Genomic DNA, 22,316 nt, shown 5'->3' with positions numbered 1-22,316 from the left:
CGATCATGAAAAAACAACAATTCAGCAGCATATATACAGGCGCGGAAACATTTTTGACAGATCATGTTATCAGAGGCGAAAAAGTATTGCCGGGCGTAACCTATCTGGAACTCGCCCGCGCCGCCGGCGAATACACCACCAACGAAACAGTCACTCAACTGAGAAATATAAACTGGCTGCAACCCATACGCGTAAACGGTACACCAGTACAGGTAAATATCTCCTTAACAGATGCAGGGGCATACACCGCCTTCGAAGTATATACCGGAGAGAACACCGCTCAAGTACATGTACAGGGAGAATTATATACCAGACAGCAACAGCTGCCCGGTACCCTGGAGATCACAGCCATCCGTAACCGCCTCTTCAGACAGGTAGACGGACCTGGCTGCTATACATTGTTCCGATCCTTGGGACTGGAATATGGAACCACCTTCCAAGGAATACAACAGCTGTATTGCAGTGAAGAAGAGTCGCTATCCCTGGTTGATTTGCCCCTACAGGCAGGATATCAACTGGTCCCAGGTATACTGGACTGCGCCTTACAAACCTGCATAGGCATGCATCTCGGCAAAGAAATAGCACACCTGATGCTGCCGTTCAGCGTAAGAGAAGTAAATATCTATCGCCCCCTGAATGGGAAAGTATGGTGTTATGCGCAGCGGGACAGCCAGGGAAAAAATGCATCCAGCTACGACATCTCCTTGCTGAATGACAACGGAGAAGTATTGATCACCTTTAAAGAACTCATGTTGTTGTCCCTGAATGGCACTACCCACTCGCCGGATAAAATGGTTACACAGGTATTTGATGCCGCCTGGGAACAAACGCCACTGCTGCATCATGAACCCGCCCCGCAGACAACCAATATTGTCCTGCTGGCAGGAGCGCCGGTGCTGCTGGCAGATAAACTCCGGGAACTACTCGAATGCGAAGTAAAGAACATCACCGAAGGTACAAGAGAACAACTCTTCTGCCAGGTGCAGGAAGAAATCAATAAACACCAGGCAGATAGGTCAGCAACACATATACAACTGGTGTTTCAAAATAACCTGGATGCAGAGTACGCATTCTTACATGGACTGCTACAGACTGCCAACCAGGAAAATCCTTGTATCAGCGGCAAAATACTGAGTGTAGAACAATTAGCACTAAATGAAGTAGAAGGACTGGCGGCACTATTACTTAAAGAGCAGGCTAGCAGGGAGGCAATGGTCAGATACCAGCAGGGACAGCGGATGGTGAAGAAATGGCGCCTCTCAAATACACCGGCATCTACCACTTCCCTTATTCGCGACAATGGTATCTACCTGATCACCGGCGGCGCAGGTGGGCTGGGACTGATCCTAGCAGCGCATATCCGGCAGACACCAGGTACCCACATCATATTGGTGGGCAGAAGTAAGATGCCGGCCAACCCCTTGCCCCAAAATACTTCCTATCGCTCCTGCGATGTGAGCGATGAAACAGCCGTATCCGCCCTCATCGAAGAAATACTAACGTCCTTTGGACAGCTGAATGGCATCATTCATAGCGCCGGCGTACTACGCGACAGTCTCCTGGTCAATAAGACCAGCGCAGAAGTAACAGCCGTATTTTCAGCCAAAGTAACAGGTGCGGAAAACCTGGACAAGGCTACAAAAAATATCCCCCTCGACTTTATGTTATACTGCTCATCCGTAGCAGGGGTATTCGGCAACGCCGGACAAGCAGACTATGCCGCAGCTAATGCCTGGTTGGATAGTTTCGCCACCAATCGGGAAGCCGAACGGCAAAAAGGAAAACGCCATGGCAAAACCCTGAGTATCAACTGGCCCTTGTGGAAAGAGGGGGGGATGCAGATCGGAGCCGAGGCCGAACAATACCTGGAGAGATCATTAGGCCTCAAACCAATGCCCTCCGGCGCAGGGCTGGCCGCACTGGATCAACTGTTATCATCAGATAGTAGCCAGAGTATCGTCCTCCATGGAAAAGCAGATCGCATAGCCGGACTGTTTTCAACGGCTTCCAGTCAGCAACGCATACCTGTACAGGTAACTACCATAAGTGACGAAGCACTGCATACAGCAGGCATACGTTATTTACGTGCCGTACTGGCAAAAGCATTACGTATGTCAGAGGCCAAACTGGAAGCAGACATGCCCTTCGAACGGCTGGGCATAGATTCCATCATGATCGTACGCTTGAATAATGCATTGGAAGAAGTGTTCTCAAAAATACCGCGTACCCTCTTCTTCGAATGCCATACTTTGGAAGAATTAGCGGCTTACTTTGTCGAAGCACAGGCGGAAAAACTTCGGTACCTCACAGGCCTGACAACAGCTGCACCGGCAGTCGAAGTGATAGCTGCTCCCCCGGCGCAGGAACATATCATGACCCGCCGGCAGCCAACTCCGCCTAATAATAACGAACCGGTAGCTATTATCGGTATCAGCGGAAAATATCCGGGTGCTGATAACCTGGCCGCATTCTGGGAAAATCTGAAAGCCGGAAAAGATAGCATCACCGAGATCCCCGCCGATCGTTGGGAAGTAGAAGGATTTTATAACGAAACCAAAGGGACGCCCGGAAAAAGTTATAGTAAATGGGGCGGATTCCTGGACAATATCAACCACTTTGACCCTTATTTCTTTAATATTTCCCCCAGGGAAGCTGCGCTAATGGACCCGCAGGTACGACTGTTCCTGCAAACTGTATGGGAGGCTATTGAAGATGCAGGATATACCCGTTCACAATTGCATGGCAAAACAGACAAACAACAGCTGGGAGGAAATGTAGGCGTATATGCCGGCGTCATGTACGAAGAATACCCGCTTTTCGGTGTTGAAGAACGGTTAAAAGGAAACTTCATTAACCCGGGCGGTAGCCCCGCTACCGTGGCAAATCGCGTCTCCTACTTCCTGAACCTTCATGGCCCCAGCATGACGATCGACACCATGTGCTCATCGTCCCTCACTGCCATACACCTGGCCTGCGAATGCTTGCGCAATGGCAATTGTAATATGGCCATAGCAGGGGGCGTAAATATAAGTGTACATCCCAATAAATACCTGATGCTGAGCGATGGCATGTTCGCTTCCAGCAAAGGTCGTTGCGAAAGCTTTGGAGAGGGCGGAGAAGGCTATGTACCGGGCGAAGGAGTAGGTGCCGTATTACTGAAACCACTGAATAAAGCCATCGCAGATGGCGACCATATCTACGGCCTCATCCGGGGTACCGCCATCAACCATGGTGGTAAAACAAATGGATTCACCGTACCCAATCCTAAAGCCCAAGCTGCAGTAATAAAAGCGGCTATGGAAAATGCAGGCATACAACCGGGAGACCTGAGCTATATCGAAGCGCATGGTACCGGTACCAGCCTGGGAGATCCTATCGAAATAGCGGGCCTTAGCAAAGCATTCGGAAGTGTAGAAAGACAATCCTGTCGCATAGGTTCCGTGAAATCAAACATCGGCCACTGTGAATCCGCTGCCGGCATCTCAGGCCTGACAAAAGTACTGCTGCAAATCAAACACAAACAGCTGGTACCGTCTTTACATGCCAATACCCTGAATCCCAACATCGATTTTACAAATAGCCCCTTCCGGGTACAACAGTCCCTGGAACCGTGGAACACCGCCGGCAATAAACCCCGGATGGCTGGCATCAGCGGATTTGGCGCCGGAGGAAGCAACGCACATATCATTGTAGAAGAATATATCGCAGCGCCCAAACAATACAGCACAAAAGCACCTGCCATCATCCTGCTGTCTGCACAGCAACGGCCCCGCCTGAAAGAAATGGCTGCCAACCTCCTTGCTCACCTGCGTGACAATCCGGCTACAGCCTTACACGATGTCGCTTATACGCTACAGGTAGGGCGGGAAGCCTTGGAGGAAAGAATCGCCTTGCTGGCAACAGATACCGCTTCCCTGCTGGAACAACTGGAAGACTACCTGGCAGACAAAGTAACAGATATTTTTACAGGCAACGCCAGTAAAGCAGAAACAAACTTCCTGCTGGAAGGAAATGCCGGCAAAGCATTCATCGCAACCGCAACAAAAGACAAAGAATGGCATTCCCTCATGCAGCTATGGGTAAAAGGAATCACCATCGACTGGCAGCTACTGTATACAAATGGGCATCCCTCCCGGATCAGCCTGCCGGCATATCCGTTTGCAAAAGAAGTTTGCTGGTATCCGAAAGCAAACAACCTCACATCGTCAGACACCAACAGGACATACCTGCATCCCTTGTTACATATCAACAGCTCCAGCCTCGATGTCCAACAATTCTCTAGCTCCTTTACAGGAGAAGAACCATTTTTCAAAGACCACCAGGTAAAAGATGTTCGGATACTACCGGGAGTAGCTGCCCTGGAAATGGCCAGAGAAGCAGGAGAACGTTCGCTGAAGAAAGAAATAGTTCAGCTAAAAGATATCGCCTGGTTTGCACCACTGACAGCCACCGGAAGTGAAGGAACCGTATATGTTAATCTATATCCCGCAGAGGATGCCGCCGAATTCGAAATAGTATCCGGCACCGGCTTACATTGCAGCGGAATATTAACACACACCGCCACACCGGCGCCAGCTGCCGTTGACCTATCCGCCATCCGGTCCACTATGCCAGAATCAATAACAGGAACCGCCTGTTATGCATTTTTTGAAACAGCAGGCCTCCACTATGGAAACACCTTCAGAGGAATAGAGACGCTATATTACAGCAAAAAGACCGCGCTGTCCAGGATAACACTGCCGGCAGCAACAGGATACAACTTGTCACCGGGTATGCTGGATAGCGCCTTGCAGACATGCATAGGCATTCAGCTGGATAAGGCTGCTCCACAGTTACTACTGCCCTTCAGCATACGCTCCTTACAGCTATATAAGGCATTGCCGGATACCATATGGTGCTATGTTAAATGCAACGACCATCTACAGCAAGATAGCACCATCTTGTCCTACGACATCGATCTGCTGGACGACAACGGAATAGTATTGCTACAGATCACGGAACTGATACTGCTGCCGCAGGAAAGAAGTAACACCACTTCCGAACCAGCGCCTACAGGATTGCAAATACTCACAGCCGATTGGCAGCCCGCTCCGGTAGCCGTCGAGAACAACCATACAGCTCACAATGCCACCTTGGTATTACTCGCTGGCGCCAGCCATGATACAGCCCTCAAGTTACAGGAACATTTGTCATTACAGGTAAAGACTGTAGACACAATAGCAGAGCAGGACTTCTTTAACCTGGTGTTCGGAATGGTTAAAACGATTATGCCCCAGAAAAAAGAAGTACGCATCATGATCCTCTGTGGCACAGACGAATACCTGCAATATGGTTTCATAACAGGATTATTAAAGACGATCACCCTCGAAAATCCACGTATTACCACACAACTGGTAAGTGTAGAAAGTGCTTTGATAACGCATCTGCCTACACTAATGACGATAATCGGCGCCGAACAAACCGCTACCGACATAGAAGTGCGTTATGTGGGCAAACAACGGTACATAAAAACATGGAAAGAAATACCGCTGACACGAACGCCCTCCAATAGGATCAAAGAAGGAGGGACCTACCTGATCACCGGTGGGGCTGGCGGACTAGGACTCATCTTTGCCAGACACATCAGCAAAACACCAGGCACCAACATCATCCTCGTAGGAAGAAGCCAGCATATCACACCATCACTTCCCCCTAACGCAACCTATTATTCTTGCGATATCAGTGACCCTACTGCCACGCAGACAATGATCAATGATATCTGCAAGCAATATGGCAGGTTGAATGGTATCATACATAGCGCGGGCGTACTACGGGATAGCCTGATCGTTAACAAGACCGTAAAAGAAGCAGAAGAGGTCCTCGCCGCCAAAATACAGGGGACAAAGAACCTGGAGATGGCTACACGCAATATGGAGATTGATTTTATGATGTTATGCTCTTCATTGGCGGGTGTATTCGGTAACACCGGACAGGCAGACTACGCAGCTGCAAACGCATGGTTGGATAATTTTGCCTCGCATCACAATACCACGGGTACCCGTAGGATACTCAGCATTAGCTGGCCCCTTTGGAAGGAGGGCGGAATGCAGCTAGACGCGGCGTCAGAAAGGTACATGGAACAACATATGGGCATGTCACCTATGCCAACAGCAGAAGGCCTGGCAGCATTCGAGCAGTTGCTGTCAGGTACAATGGCCCAGGGTATAGTAATGTATAAAAAAACGACAACAACCCAAGAAGCTGCGCAGCCGGCACACAATAACACGACTACCTCAGAAGAGGCCTTGCCGCTGATAATGGATAAAGTGTCGCACATACTGGCCGCCGAATTGAGTATGCTGCCAGAAAATATAGGCGCCGATACACCTTTCGAAAGATACGGAATGGATTCCGTAATGATCGTGAGACTCACCAATCGCTTGGAAGATATCTTCGGAAGATTGCCCAGAACGTTATTTTTCGAATGTCAGACGCTATCGGAACTGTCAACATATCTGTTGGCAAACGCAAGTATCCAGTTACCCGAGCCGGGCACACCGTCTGCAACAACGTCATCCGTCGCCGTAGCACCAGTCAAACCTCCACGCAGCCGTTTCGCAACAGCTCGCTCCGTTACACAACATCCGTTGCCCCCGGCAAAAGACGAGGTAGCCATTATCGGTATCAGCGGCCGCTATCCGGGCGCTGACAACCTCGACGAGTTCTGGAAGAACCTCCAGGCAGGTAAAGATTGTATCACAGAAGTACCGGCCAACAGATGGGACGCTGCGGCCCTTTACAGCACCGAAAAAGGCATGCCGGGCAAAAGCTATAGCCGCTGGGGCGGGTTTATCAACGATGTAGACAAATTCGATCCACTGTTCTTTAACATATCTCCGCGTGAAGCAGAACTGATGGACCCCCAGGAAAGACTATTCCTACAGACGGTGTGGGAAACCATCGAAGATGCAGGCTATACCCGGCAACAACTGGGACGGAAAGTTGGCGTATACGCAGGCGTGATGTATGAAGAATACCAACTGTTTGGCGCAGAAGAGACTCTGAAGGGTAATTTTGTAAACCCTGCCGGCATCGCCAGCGGCGTAGCCAACAGGATATCCTATTTCTTCAACTTCCAGGGGCCAAGCATGGCCATCGACACCATGTGTTCGTCCTCGCTGACTGCCATTCACGTCGCGTGTAATGACCTGTTGGCGGGCGAAACAGAAATGGCAATAGCGGGCGGCGTTAACGTAAGTATCCATCCCAACAAATACCTGATGCTGAGTCATGGACGATTCGTTTCCGGAAAAGGCCGCTGCGAAAGCTTTGGCGCCGGCGGAGATGGCTACGTACCTGGTGAAGGTGTCGGCGCCGTGCTCCTGAAAAAACTCAGCGACGCTATTAGAGATGGAGACCATATCTATGGCGTAGTAAAAAGTACAGCCGTCAACCACGGTGGCCGCACTAATGGATACACCGTTCCTAATCCCAAAGCACAGGCTGCCGTGATCACAGCTGCCATCAGTAAAGCAGGTATCCGGCCGGCAGATATCAGCTATATAGAAGCCCATGGTACCGGCACCAGCCTCGGAGACCCTATCGAAATAGGTGGCCTCAACAAAGCATTCGAAGGAGCCCGGCAGCAGGCATGCCGGATCGGCTCCGTTAAATCAAATATCGGACATTGCGAATCCGCAGCTGGTATATCAGGATTGACAAAAATACTCCTCCAGATGAAATACCAGCAACTGGTACCATCACTCCATTCGGCCGTATTAAATCCCGATATTGATTTCGAAAACACCCCCTTTAAAGTACAACAACGACTCGAACATTGGCAAACCGCCGGCGACAAACCCCGTATCGCAGGTCTCAGCAGCTTCGGCGCAGGAGGAAGTAATGCCCATATCATAATACAAGAATACAAACAGGAACCTATCCCTTGCGACAATCTACCAGACAAAGCTATCGTAGTCTTGTCAGCAAAGCAGGCCGGTACCCTCAAAGGACAAGTACGGCAGCTGCAACAATTCCTGCACGATCACCCGGATGCACAACTGCATGATATCGCATACACGTTGCAACAGGGCCGTGAGCCCATGGAAGAACGGATAGCGTTCGTTACAGATAGTATAGAACAATTACAGCAACAACTGCACACATTCCTGCAGGGAGATATAAAAGAAAATGCCAACATATGGACGGGAAATGTAAAAAAAGATACCTCGTCAGAGGCCACCTCCCGGCAGTTGCCATATAAAGAAGATAAACCGGCAGACGTCGCTCAGCAGTGGATACATGGCGTAATGGTGAACTGGCAGGCGCTGTACACATCCCGGACACCTGCCCGCATCAGCCTGCCTACCTATCCGTTTATCCGGGAGCGATACTGGATACCAGTCAAAACATTGGCTATTACAGAACAGATCACCGGCAAATTACATCCGTTGGTCCATACGAATGAATCAGATCTGGAAGAACAACGGTTTTCCAGCTTTTTCACAGGCAAAGAACCATTTTTTGATAGAGCAGGAATACTGGAAGCATGGGCCCTCCTTGAAATGGCCAGGGAAGCAGGTGCAAGAAGTTTACGCCAACCCGTCACTAGTATTACCGATATTCACTGGCAAAATTCACTGATAGTAAATGCAGCTCCCCGCCAGGTACATATCAGCGTCTTCTCCCTGGATATAGCTGCCGGGTTTGAAATATATACCGTAGAGGGAGAGGAAGAACGTACTATTTGTAGCGGAAGACTGTCTGTAACACCGGTAGCCACCTCACCGCATCAGACACTCGCGGCCCCTCGTAAGCTATTGACCCGGCCAGACAATACAAGTCCGGATGCCTATGTGTTACATCCTGCCTTACTCAGTGAAGTCATGCAATTGATAGGAGAGGAAAATACTGCGCTACTACCTCTTACGACAGCTGCCGTTAACATATATGCCCCCCTGGCAACGGCTGCCGCTTGTGCAATAGCAAAAGACAATAACGGATCTCATATAGAGATACTGGATGAAAATGGGAAAGTATTGTTGAGTATCCACCAGCTCCGCTTAGCAGTAGCGGCACAGGTACCTGATGCGGATAATATGACCTATGTACCCGTTTGGGAACGTATTGCCAACCTACCAGGGCCGGTAGCAGTAACAGCAGAACAATACCTCCTTGTTGGAAAAAATACCCGGGCACTACAACAACACCTCTCGGAAAAAGGAGCAAGAGTCTCTGTTACAGAAGTGATAAATACGATACCGGCTGGCATTACCACAGTTTGTTTGATGCAGGGGTTACAACCTGCGCTTCATATCGTCGCGGAAGATCACCGGCAGAAAGAACTGGAAATATTTGCCGCTTTACAATCTCTCCTGCAGTCTGCATATAAAGAGCTGTCCCTGCGCATTATCGTATGCACCCAGCAAACCCAACGGGTGTTATCCACAGATGTAGTAAGTGCATCCGGTGCTGGTATACATGGATTAGTAGGCGCACTCGTAAAGGAACAACCTAAATGGGAAATATACAGGCTTGACCTGCAACATGCAACCGACTGGGATCTGATAACCGCCGTGCCGGCGATGAAAGCGGGTGTATTGACTGCCTGTAGAAACGGATATGCCTATCAGCAACAACTGTTTCCCATGAGTACACCGCAACAACAGACAACCGCTTTCCGGCAGGGAGGAGTATATGTGTTGCTGGGTGGCGCCGGCGGGATCGGTAAGGTAACGACCGCTTACCTGGTACAGCGCTATCAGGCACAGGTAATATGGCTGGGCAGAAGAAAACAGGATGAAGTAATCAATGCCGCACTGGATGAAATAGCCACCTTAGGAGTGAAGCCTGTGTATTACAGTTGCGATGCTACCGACCCGATACAGGTGATAGAAATATATAAAGAAATAAAACGTCATTATAAGGTAGTAAATGGACTGTTTCATTCCGCCATCGTATTGCATGATATGTTATTGCGGAATATGACAACAGCCGACTTCAGCAAAGCATTCGATGCAAAAGCCTTGTCCGCACATTACCTGGTAGATGCTTTTCATGAGGAACCGCTGGACTTTATCTGTTGCTACTCGTCCGCACAGGGATTGACAGACGCTCCGGGACAGGCAAACTACGCAGCAGGGTGTACCTATAAAGATGCATTTGCCCGGTCAATTACCGGTATACCCACTTACACCATCAATTGGGGATACTGGGGAGAAGTAGGCGTGGTCGCCTCACAGACCTATCGCGATCGTATGGAAATGGTGGGTGTAGGAAGTATAAACGCCGAAGATGGTATGCGTGCACTGGAAACTATACTGTCAGGTACACCAAAGCAGGTAGCCGTGATCCGGTTGTCTTCCGCAGCCGCAAAGGGAATGGGTATAAGAGATAACCATTTGTTTGAAACAACATCGTCACATTCTTCCCTGCAATTGCAACATCCTCATCCGGTAGCTTATCCCCTGGCTGCAAAAGAAGAAGCTGCCTTCCTGGAACTTTGTTGCAAAGGCATACTACAGGTATTCTTGCAATTGGGATTCGAAGACGCGCAGCCGCTGCTCCAACAGCGTAAAAAGATGCAGGTGCTGGATAAATATGAGCCGTTGTTCACCATTCTTATCCGCTTATTGCAACACGAAGGTTACATCAGTGATGACCTCGTAGTGCCGCCACTACAGAAACGCCTGCTGGTTGGCTTCGATCTTGGCATAGCAGTACAACAATTAACTACCTTATATCCGCAATACCAGCCGCATGGTCGCTTGCTTTCCATCTGCTTACAGGCATTCGGCGCCGTAGTGTCTGGAAAAGAACAAGCTACCACAGTCATGTTCCCTGGTGGCAGCCTGGATTACGTAAGCGGCATATATAAGGGCAATGCACAGTCCGATTATTTTAATGGGCTGCTCGCCGGTATCATAAGAGAAACCGTTGCCGCCGGTGTCAGCCAATTACAACCGGGCCAACAGTTTCGCATCCTCGAAGTAGGCGCCGGTACCGGAGGAACCAGCCAGTTCATCTTTAAAGAACTACTGCCATTCAGAGAGCAGGTAGAATATACTTACACCGACCTCTCCCGTAGCTTCCTGCTGCATGCAGAACGAACGTTTAGTACGGTAGCTCCCAATCTGAAGACGGCCATACTGGATATCGAACAGCCTCCACACCAACAAGAGGTGTCCATCGGAGCGTACGACCTGGTAATAGGTGCAAACGTAGTACATGCCACCAAACACATGGCTTCAACAGTAAATAATCTGAAAGCATTGCTGAAAAAAGATGGGTGGCTGCTGATGAATGAAATCGCACGGACAGAATTGTTCACAACATTGACCTTCGGCTTACTCGATGGCTGGTGGCTATACGAAGATGCCTCACTACGCTTACCGGGTTGCCCGGGACTGTCAGCGGATGGCTGGCACACCGTATTGTCAGAGACCGGTTATCAGGATATACAGGTATTGCCTGCTATACCTGGCCTGGGGCAACAGATCATATGTGCGAAAAGTGATGGTATCAGCTACCGCACATGGACAGACCAGCCGGTTGACACCCCTTCTGTAACACCGCCTGCTCCGGCCTATAAAAAAGTAACCGTACGCAGGGATAATGATCTGTTGACCAAACTCTCGGCTACTGCCGCCGCCTTGATTAAACTGCCGCAAAGGGACTTCGATATAGATGGACAGTTTATGGACTATGGATTTGATTCTATCCTGGGCACCGAATTCGTCAAACATGTAAATGAAACATTCGATATCTCACTGAAACCGACAGACATTTACAATTACGCTAATGTACGGCAGCTGGCGGCTCATATCGGGTCGACCTACCCAGGTCTCTTCCAGCCAGTGACAGAAGAAATAGTAGAACAGGAAACAGCGCCGGTGATGCAGGTGTCAACACCGGTCAAAAGACGTCGTAGATCAGTAGAAAATACTGTCAGCCACACGATTGACGCAATCGCTATCATAGGGATGAGCGGCCAGTTCGGTAGCGCCGGCGACCTGGATGCTTATTGGGACGTACTCAAAGAGGGGCGCAACCTCATCACCGATGCGCCGGAAGAAAGAGGGGGTGGAGATGGCCGGAAAGGGAGCTTCCTGCACGACGTCGATAAGTTCGATCCGCTATTTTTTAAGATATCAGGGAAGGAAGCGGAAATGATGGACCCACAACAACGCCTTTTCCTCGAGCATTGCTGGAAAGCATTGGAAGATGCTGCCATCAATCCCCATACCCTCCGTGGCGCCCGTTGTGGCGTATACGCGGGTGTCGCCCCGGGAGATTATAGCGTAAGGCAAAGCCTGGAACCTGCCGCCATGTGGGGCAATTCAGCAGCCATACTTTCCTCCCGCATCTCCTACCTGCTGGATTTGAAAGGTCCCGCCATCTCCATAGATACCGCCTGCTCCAGCTCACTGGTCGCCATGGATATGGGATGCACCAGCCTGCACACCGGCGCCGCAGATCTCATCATCGCCGGCGGCGTCAACATCATGACAACAGCCGATTTCTTCGGCCTCGCAGGCCGGGCCGGCATGTTATCACCGCAACATCAGTGCTTCACCTTTGACAAACGGGCCGATGGCTTCGTGCCAGGAGAAGGAGTCGGCGTAGTCGTACTTAAAAGACTGGCAGATGCAGAACGCGATGGCGATCACATATACGGGGTCATAAAAGCCAGCATGACCAACCAAGATGGAGCCTCCAATGGTATCACCGCACCGAGCGTCTCCGCACAAACAGAACTGGAGAAAGCAGTGTACACTAAATTTAATATTGACCCGGCTACCATTACCTACGTAGAAGCACATGGTACAGGTACCAGCCTGGGCGACCCAATAGAATTGGAAGCACTGACCGCCGCCTTCGGAGCATTCACAGACAAAAAGCAATATTGCGGAATAGGAAGCGTAAAAACAAATATCGGCCATACACTCGTAGCGGCCGGCATAGCAGGAGTACTAAAAATACTCCTCGCTTTCAGACATGAACTGCTACCGCCTACCTTAAACTATAACGAGTGTAATCCCCTGATAGATCTGGAAAACAGCCCGTTCAGGATACAACAACAGCTGACGGCATGGAAAGGTACCGAACAGGCGCCGCGCAGAGCAGCCATCAGCAGCTTCGGATTCAGCGGTACAAACGCTCATATGATCCTTGAAGAATACCGTAATCCTGTCACACCAACGATCGAAGGTCCCGCAGTAGTAGTATTGTCGGCAAAAAACAGCGACCGGCTTAAAGAACAAGTCGCTAACCTGCTACGACACCTGACAGCCTATCCCGATACACAACTACATGATCTAGCTTATACGTTGCAGGTAGGCCGCGAACAAATGGACGAACGTATAGCCATTGTAGCAATAGACATCCCTTCCCTGGTGTCCGGGTTAAAAGGCATAGATGGCACATCGTTTAGTGGGAATGTTAAAAAGGATAAGACCGACTTCGTACTGGAAGGTGGCGCAGGACAGGCATATATCAATTATGCCATCGAACATAAAGAGATCAGGTCCCTCGCTCAGCTCTGGGTAAAGGGTATCAGCATCAACTGGGAACTCCTCTATCCTGTAGGCAAGCCCCGGCGCATCAGCCTGCCAGCCTACCCGTTTGCCAGACATCGCTATTGGATACCTGTAGATGAACAACCCCTTTCCTCGACGACACAACAGTTGCATCCGTTACTACATGAAAATACGTCCAACCTGCAGGGCATACAGTTCACAAGTAAATATACCGGCACAGAACCATTCCTCGTTGACCATCAGATCAACGACGAGAAAATATTGCCAGGTACAGCATACCTGGAACTGGCACGGGCCGCCGGGCAAAGGGTGACATCGGCAAAAATAACCGCGCTCAGAAATGTATCCTGGCTACAACCGATACGTGTCAAAGATCAGCCGGCACAAGTGAAAATTAGCCTCCGCCAGACAGGAGACGATATCAGCTTTGAAGTATTTACAGATAAAGGAGTACATAGCCAGGGCAAAATGCATACACAAACGGGGTTGACAGCACCGTCCATACGCCTGAATGATATCCGTAACAGGCTGCCAGGTACCATGGATCACCAGCAATGTTATGGCATATTCTCCCAAATGGGCCTCCGCTATGGTACCAGTTTCCGTGGAATTGAACAGTTGTTTTACAGCGACACAGAAGCATTGTCAAGAATAAATATAAGACCGGATAAATACCTCGAACTGTCTCCGGGTTTATTGGATAGTGCATTACAGACCTGCATGGGAATAGGATACGCAAAAAAAGAACCGGCCATGTTCCTGCCCTACAGCGTAAAAGAGGTAACGTTATATCACCCGCTTGCAGGCGCCTGTTGGGCATACACCCGGAAAAGTGCATTAGGTAAAGGCCAGGTAAACAGCTATGATGTCGACATCGTGAACGACCAGGGAGAAGTATTGGTCGCTTTCCGTGAATTCCTCACCTTGTCCCCTGAAGGGGGTACTAAGACGCCCGTCAGTAAAGAAGAACCAGCCTTGCACCTGTATGCGAACGAATGGCAGGTACAGCCGGTATCCGAGATCGTAGAAAGTTGGGAGGCCATGCCTGTGATACTGTTAGGCGGAAGCTCAGCGATCATGGCAGACAAAATGAAAGAAGAGCTGGGCATGGAAGTACAACTGATCAATGGCGATACACCGGAAGTTTCACTGGCTGCCGTACTGGCTATCGTAAAAGAAAAGATCCGTGAAAATGTCAAGGTGGATTTCATCCTGTTATTTGCAAAGCACGACGTTACCGACTACGGTTTTATTGCAGGTTTGTTGAAAACAGCAGCACTGGAACATAAAAATATATCCGGCAGAACCATTTGCGTTGATAGCCTGCAATTAAAGGATATAGCCATAGTGGCAGACGTTATTCAATCGGAACAATTTACAAAGGATGCAGAAGTAAGGTATGAAGGTGGCGTTAGAAAAGTACGTGCTTTTAAAACATTACCGGCCGTTAAAGCTGCAGAACCGTTTATCAGGAAAGGGGGCGTCTACCTGATCACCGGCGGAGCCGGAGGATTGGGAAGTATATTCGCTGCCTACATCAGCCAGGTAACAGATGTTAAGATCATCGTGTTATCCGGCAGGAGAGAAGCGAGTGATAATGTAATGGCGGCGACAGCTGCCTGTCCATCGAGTGACTACATCGCCTGCGATGTAAGCAACCGGGCAGAGGTAGAACAGCTGATCCGCTCCATAAAAACAAAATACCACCGCCTCGATGGTATCATCCATAGCGCAGGTGTGATACGCGATAAAATGCTGGTGAACAAAACAACACAGGACATACAAACCGTGCTGGCCGCAAAAGTATCCGGCGTAAGGAACCTCGATGAAGCAACCAGGGATGAATCACTGGATTTTATGGTGTTTTTCTCCGGCATAGCAGGTATCATGGGAAATGTCGGTCAGGCCGACTATGCCGCCGCCAATGCCTTCCTCGATAATTATGCTCACTACAGGGAGCTGGAACGGGCCAAAGGCAAAAGACAGGGCAAAACACTTAGCATCAACTGGCCCCTTTGGAAAGAGGGCGGCATGCGCGTAAATACCGATACACTCCGCTACCTGGAAGAACATATCGGCATGCTGCCACTGCCAACCGAAGAGGGTATCCGTGCATTCGAATCCCTGCTGAATACAGATTGCGAACAGGGTGTGGTAATGTATGGACGCGAAAGCAAATTCCGCCCAATGGCACAATTCATCGAGACTACCCAACCTGTAGCAACAGATAGTAGACCACCAGTAACAGTAACGGCATCAACCGCCGTCATGGAGGTAGAACAAACCGTATTGCAGCAAGAAGTGTCGGATAGGATTCAGTCCATTACCGCAACATTATTGAAACTGCAACCGGAAGATATAGAGCTGGATGAGAAATTGAGCGAATATGGCTTCGATTCTATCCTGCTCATAAAATATGCAAACGAGCTGAATGACTACTATGATGTTGATCTTACGCCGGCAGTATTTTATAACCATGTGACCATAAATGAACTTACCGCCTTCTTACTCAAAGAACACGCGGATAAACTACAGCAAATACATGGTGATCAACTGCCGCTGGTAACAACACCGGAGCAGGTGGTTGTCCTGCCACAAAGATATCCGCTTACGGAAGGACAGAAGGGACTTTGGTTCATTCAGCAACTGGAACCGGACAACAGTAATTATAATGTACCAGTCGCGTTTGTCATCCCTGGTTCGGTAGATACCAGCCAGCTGAAACAGGCACTCGCACTCATTATGGAAGAACACCCGGTACTTCGCTCGCGCTTCATAAAAGAAGACGAAACAGGAGAGGTATTTAATCACATTCACCCGGATACTACGCCTTTCTTTGAGGAAAAGACCCTAACCGCAGAACAAAATGTCGAACAGACCTGCTGGGAACTGGTAAGAACACCTTTCGACCTCGCAAAGGACAGCCCGGTTAGACTTTACATCCGGAAGAAAGAGAACCGTAACTATATACTGTTTGTATTCCATCATATCATTTTTGATGGCATGTCCAGCAGCGTATTCTTGTCTCTGTTCCTGGAAAGAACCCGGCAACTGGCAGCAGGATCGCCCATACCGCGTATCACGCCCAATGTGGCCTGCTTCACAAATGTGGAATGTGAACAATCCTATATCCGTAGCAGCCAGGGAAGAAAAAGCCTGCAGTACTGGGAAGAAAAACTGACAGGAGTACTACCCGTGCTGGCACTACCCTACGATATGCCGGCGCAGAAGACAATCCGTACCACACGTATCGGCAAGGAAAGCATGCATTTTAGTCAGCAGGAAATGCAGGAGCTGAAAACATTATGCCGGCAAATGGGTATTAACTTGTCCGTACTGTTTATGAGCGTTTACACATTGCTGCTGCATAAACTTACCGGACAGGAAGACTTCGTCATCATTATGCCGACAGCAGGTCGTACCAGGAAAGAATTCGAAAACAGCATAGGGTATTATATCAACATGATGATCACCCGCAATCAGGTATCCGAAAAAATGTGCTTTGATGAACTGGTGAAAATAGTAAAACACGAATTACTGACCGGCATGGAAAATGCCGCCTATCCATTCCCCAAATTACTGGCAGACCTTGATCTCGATCGTTCCGGTAGCAGGGAGACACCGTTTAAAGTATCTTTTATCTATCAGAACATCTTCGATGAGTTACTCGACAATCAAAACCTGTCCGGTCCGTTCGAAGTATATGATGCCGTTTATCAGGAAACCGCACATGTCTATTCAATGGAGGTGGAAGACCTGCGCAAAACACTGGTATTGAATATTAAGTATGACCTGGAGGTATTCAATGCGTCCACTATACGCCAGCACTTAAGTTATTGCAGACAATTACTGAAAGGAGTGTCGGAAAACAGTACCAGGCAGCTGAAGGCCTACAGTATATTGAGCCCGGAAGAGATACATCATCTCCTATATGAGCGTAATGCAACAACAGTAAACTATCCGCAGCATAAAACGTTGGCAGACCTGTTCGAAGAACAGGTAACCCGCACACCGGATAAAGTGGCCGTAGTTCACAACGGAAGAAGGATCACCTACCGGCAGCTTGATGAAATGGCCAATCGCTTAGCGAACCACATCGGAAACGCTGGATTACCATTACATGCACCCGTGTGCCTCGTAGCAGATAAAAGCCTGGAGCAGGTATGGGGCGTATTGGGCATTTTGAAAGCAGGTGGACACTATATTCCGGTAAAAGGAAGCCTGCCGGAAAACAGGCTGAATGAACTGATCTTGCAGACCGCTTCTCCCATGGTGCTGGCCTTACCAGCATACCTGGATAAGATCACCGCGCATGCAGACGTACAGGTGATACCAGTGACAGAAGAGCAATTCGCTTCCGATCCGGCATCACATGAGAAAAAGAATATCGCAGATACCGAATTGGCGTATATCATCTTTACATCGGGCTCTACCGGCAAACCCAAAGGGGTCATGATCGATCACCGCGGCGCCGTTAATACACTCTACGACATGAACGCCCGGTTTAATATCACAGCGGAGGATAAGATATTCGGCATTTCAGATCTGAACTTTGACCTTTCCGTATACGACATATTCGGCATTTTTGCCTGTGGTGCCACACTCGTGCTTCCCCTCGAAGAAGAAAGATACGATCCGCAGGTTTGGATCAGGTATGTGGAAGAAGAACAGATCACCGTTTGGAATTCCGTACCGCAGATAGTGAACCTGCTGGTAGACCGGCAGGAAGAAACAGGTAGCAACCAGATTACCAGCATCCATACCTATTTTATGAGCGGCGACTGGATACCCCTAGACTTACCGGATCGCATCAAACAACTGAATGCGAATGCGAATGTATTCAGCCTGGGCGGTGCCACAGAGGGTTCTATCTGGTCTATTTATTATCCTGTCCGCAAGACAGATCCGTCATGGAAGAGCATCCCTTATGGCTATCCGCTGGGCAACCAGGAAATGTATGTATTGGACAGCAACCTCCATCCCTGCCCGTTAAATGTACCGGGAGATATCTATATCGGCGGGGTCGGCGTGGCTAAAGGCTATCATAATGATCCCGAAAAGACCGCGGCTAGTTTTATCTATCATCCGGTCATGAAAAAACAACTGTACCGTACTGGAGACCTCGGTGCCCATCATCCGGAGGGTTACATGGTATTCCTGGGAAGAAAAGATGGTCAAGTAAAAATCAATGGCTTTCGCGTAGAATTGGGAGAGATAGAAACAACGCTGCAAAACTCCGATCTGGTAAGACAATGTGTGGTAACAGCCGTAGAAGACGCCCATCGTAACAAACGCCTGGTAGCATATGTAGTGCCAGCAGCGGCTTTTGATAAACAGGCGATACAGGCACATCTGCAGGCCTACCTGCCTGATTATATGGTACCTTCCTTATTCATTCAGATCGATAAAGTGCCCCTATCGGCAAATGGTAAAGTAGATCACAAAACCCTGCCACCGGTAGAAATGAGCAGCTTTGCCGGACGCGAACATGTTCCGCCACAGGATGAAATGGAGCGCCAGCTGGCCCTCATCTGGTCACAGCTGCTGGGTGTTACAGCACCGGGTATTCACGACGACTTCTTCGAAGCTGGTGGTAATTCGCTGATTATTATTCAGCTGTCGCATAAGATCAATAACAACTTCAACAAAGAACTCCCGCTGCTGGAAATCATGAAACATCCTACAATCAGTGGACTGAAAGAGTTGCTTACAGCAGAAGAAAAACAAGAAATACAGAAGATACTGACCTTGCGCGAAGGACCCGCCGAAGATGTGGCATTCATCGTCCCGGGAGCCTTAGGATCGACAGAGGGATACCTGGCATTGGCAGAATGCCTGCCAGTAGAAGGTGCCGTCTACGGTTTACAAATGAAAGGTGTTAGCGGCGAAGCCATACCCAACAATACCATTGAATCAATGGCTGCCTATAACCTGGACCTGATCCGGCAAAGTGGCGTGAACGTGAACAGCGGTGTCACCCTTGTCGGCCACAGCTATGCGGGTATCGTGCTTTATGAAATGCTCAGGCAGGCCCCCGACCTGCAGATCAATAATGTCATCATGTTGGATTGTTTCGTCAACCCCCTTAGCGAACAGTCCGAACTGGAACGCCTGGCCACCTATTTCAGATCACTGATCAGGTTCAGTCAGCCTTCACTGGCCGACAATGTGGTGGAAGCACTGGTGCGTCATATGAAAGAATTAGCCGAACAAAAAAGAATGTCCTTCATATTTGATACAGTAGACATGTTGCCGCCCAGGAAAGTAGCGCAGATGTGGACCGTCTTCAATGCATCATTGTCCGCCGTATACCAGCCGGCCGAAAAACTAGACTACCAGGTAGACTTTATACAGGCAAACAATACACTGCTGGGTGGAAACGACTGGGGCACTAATGGCTCCTCCTTCGGTTGGGATAAACATTTTAGTCAGGTGAAAGTCATCAGCTCCGATGCTAACCATTTCACAATAGTCAATACCCCTCATTGTCACAATTGGATCGCAACAATTAAACTTGAACAAACCACACCAATCTTATGAAAATAGTAATGTTTCCCGGACAAGGATCTCAGTTTAAAGGGATGGGAAAAGACCTTTTTGCTAAATATCAGGAAGAAACCCGTTTCGCATCCCAAATATTAGGATACGATATGGAAGAACTTTGTGTAAGAGATCCTCGTAAAGAATTGGGCAAAACTGCCTTTACACAGCCTGCATTGTACGTCGTGAATGCCTTCGCCTACTACGAATGGCAGAAGAGTAATCGCGCAGATTACCTCGTCGGGCACAGCCTGGGCGAATACAATGCCTTGCTGGCCGCCGGCGCCTTTGACTTCGAAACAGGACTGAAACTGGTGCAGAAGCGAGGAGCCCTCATGGCCGCTGCCTCCGGTGGTGGCATGGCCGCAGTACTGGGACATAAAGTAGAAGACGTACGGACACTACTCCTGCAGGGTGGATATACAAACATCGATATCGCCAACTTTAATACCCCCACCCAAATAGTCGTGGCCGGTCCGCAGGAAGCTATCGATAGCTTGGTGAAAGACTTTGATGCTAGGGGAATTAAGATCATCCCGCTATTTGTAAGTGCTCCCTTTCACTCACGATATATGCAGCCGGCCGCCGACGAATTTGCTTCTTTCCTGCACCAGTTCAGTTTCACACCGCTACAAATACCCGTTATCGCCAATGTTACAGCACAACCCTATGAAGACAACAACGTCCGGCAACTGCTGGCATCACAGGTTGCTAACTCCGTGCAATGGACAGATACCATACGGATGCTCATGGGAAAAGGAGCTGAAGTATACGAAGAAATAGGTGGCGCCATATTGACCAAAATGGTAAATGAGATCAAAGACAAATGTACCCCCATCGTAGAAGAAAAACCCGTACAACAGGCTACCCCACAAAAAGCAGCAGAACATGAATCTCCCGATACCCTGTCCGCCCGCCTGGGTAGCCAGGAGTTTAAAAAAGAATATGGTGTGAGCTACACTTACGTGGCAGGCGCAATGTATCGGGGCATCGCCTCCCGGCAGCTAGTCATCCGCATGGGAAAGGCTGGCATGTTGAGCTTCCTGGGTACCGGAGGTATGTCATTGACCGAAATGGAAGAGAATATCACCGCCATACAACGTGAGCTGACAAAGGGAGAACCCTATGGCCTGAACTTCCTGCACAATCTCAACAACCCTTCCTTCGAAATGAAAGTGGCAGATCTCTTCCTGAAATACGAGGTGAAAAACATCGAAGCGTCTGCCTTTATGCAAATGACACCTGCATTAGTATACTATCGCGCAAAAGGACTGAAGAAAGGAGCAGATGGACAAATAATTTGTCAGCACCGGATACTCGCGAAGATATCCCGGCCAGAGGTAGCCGAAATATTTATGCGCCCGGCCCCCGAAAAAATAATACGACTACTGCTGGAAGAAAACCTTATCACCGCAGAGCAGGCCGCCTTGTCAAAGGAAGTCCCCATGAGCTACGATATATGCGTAGAAGCCGATTCCGGAGGACATACAGATAGAGGCATCGCAACAGTCTTGTTGCCGGCAATTCAGAGCTTGCGCCAGGAAGTAACCACCGCTTTCGCTTATGGCAAAAAGATACGTATCGGATTAGGTGGGGGAATAGGTACTCCGCAGGCCGCCACCTGTGCATATGTCATGGGCGCCGATTTTATCCTCACAGGTTCTATCAACCAATGTACCGTAGAGGCGGGCACCAGCGATACCGTAAAAGATCTCCTGCAGGATATCAACGTACAGGATACAGACTACGCACCAGCCGGCGATATGTTCGAGATCGGCGCTAAAGTACAGGTACTGAAAAAAGGAGTACTCTTCGCCGCAAGAGCTAATAAACTATACGCATTATACAATCAATATAACGCCTTGGAAGAAATACCCGAGAAAACGATCGTTCAGCTGGAGAGAAATTATTTTAATAAGACAATAGCAGAAATATGGGAAGAGGTAAAGATATACTTCAGGTCCGTTGGCGCCGCAGCTGAGATAACCAAGGCAGAACAACTTCCAAAGAATAAAATGGCATTGGTATTTCGCTGGTATTTCGGCCATACCAATAGGCTGGCCTTCGAAGGAAATATCGAAAATAAAGTCAACTTCCAGATACACACCGGATCTGCATTGGGGGCTTTTAATCAATGGGTAAAAGGAACAGAACTGGAGAACTGGAGAAACAGGCACGTGGATAAAATAGGGATTAATATTATGGAAGGAGCAGCCCAATTACTGGAAAGGACCGCATTGATGGTAAACAGCTGATAGA

At 49.1% G+C, this 22,316-nt stretch carries 2 protein-coding genes; both read left to right on the top strand.

Annotated elements, in window-relative coordinates:
- Window positions 1–5: 5 nt before the first annotated feature.
- Window positions 6–20,057 (top strand): non-ribosomal peptide synthetase, encoded by a 20,052-nt coding sequence (locus KTO58_RS11535; RefSeq protein WP_225860204.1) that lies wholly within the window; start codon window positions 6–8, stop codon window positions 20,055–20,057.
- Window positions 20,054–22,312, top strand: coding sequence for an ACP S-malonyltransferase (fabD, locus tag KTO58_RS11530; RefSeq protein ID WP_095839217.1), 2,259 nt, complete (start codon window positions 20,054–20,056; stop codon window positions 22,310–22,312). Before KTO58_RS11535 ends, fabD begins: the two co-directional genes overlap by 4 nt.
- Window positions 22,313–22,316: the final 4 nt, after the last annotated feature.

Origin of the sequence: Chitinophaga pendula, from assembly GCF_020386615.1 — a bacterium.
In the GTDB taxonomy this organism is placed as follows: Bacteria; Bacteroidota; Bacteroidia; order Chitinophagales; family Chitinophagaceae; genus Chitinophaga; species Chitinophaga pendula.
This window is presented reverse-complemented; position numbering and strand designations above follow the sequence as displayed.

Coding starts and splice junctions, on each gene's coding strand:
- KTO58_RS11535 (WP_225860204.1), top strand. CDS start 6: ATGAAAAAACAACAATTCAGCAGCATATATACAGGCGCGGAAACATTT.
- fabD (WP_095839217.1), top strand. CDS start 20,054: ATGAAAATAGTAATGTTTCCCGGACAAGGATCTCAGTTTAAAGGGATG.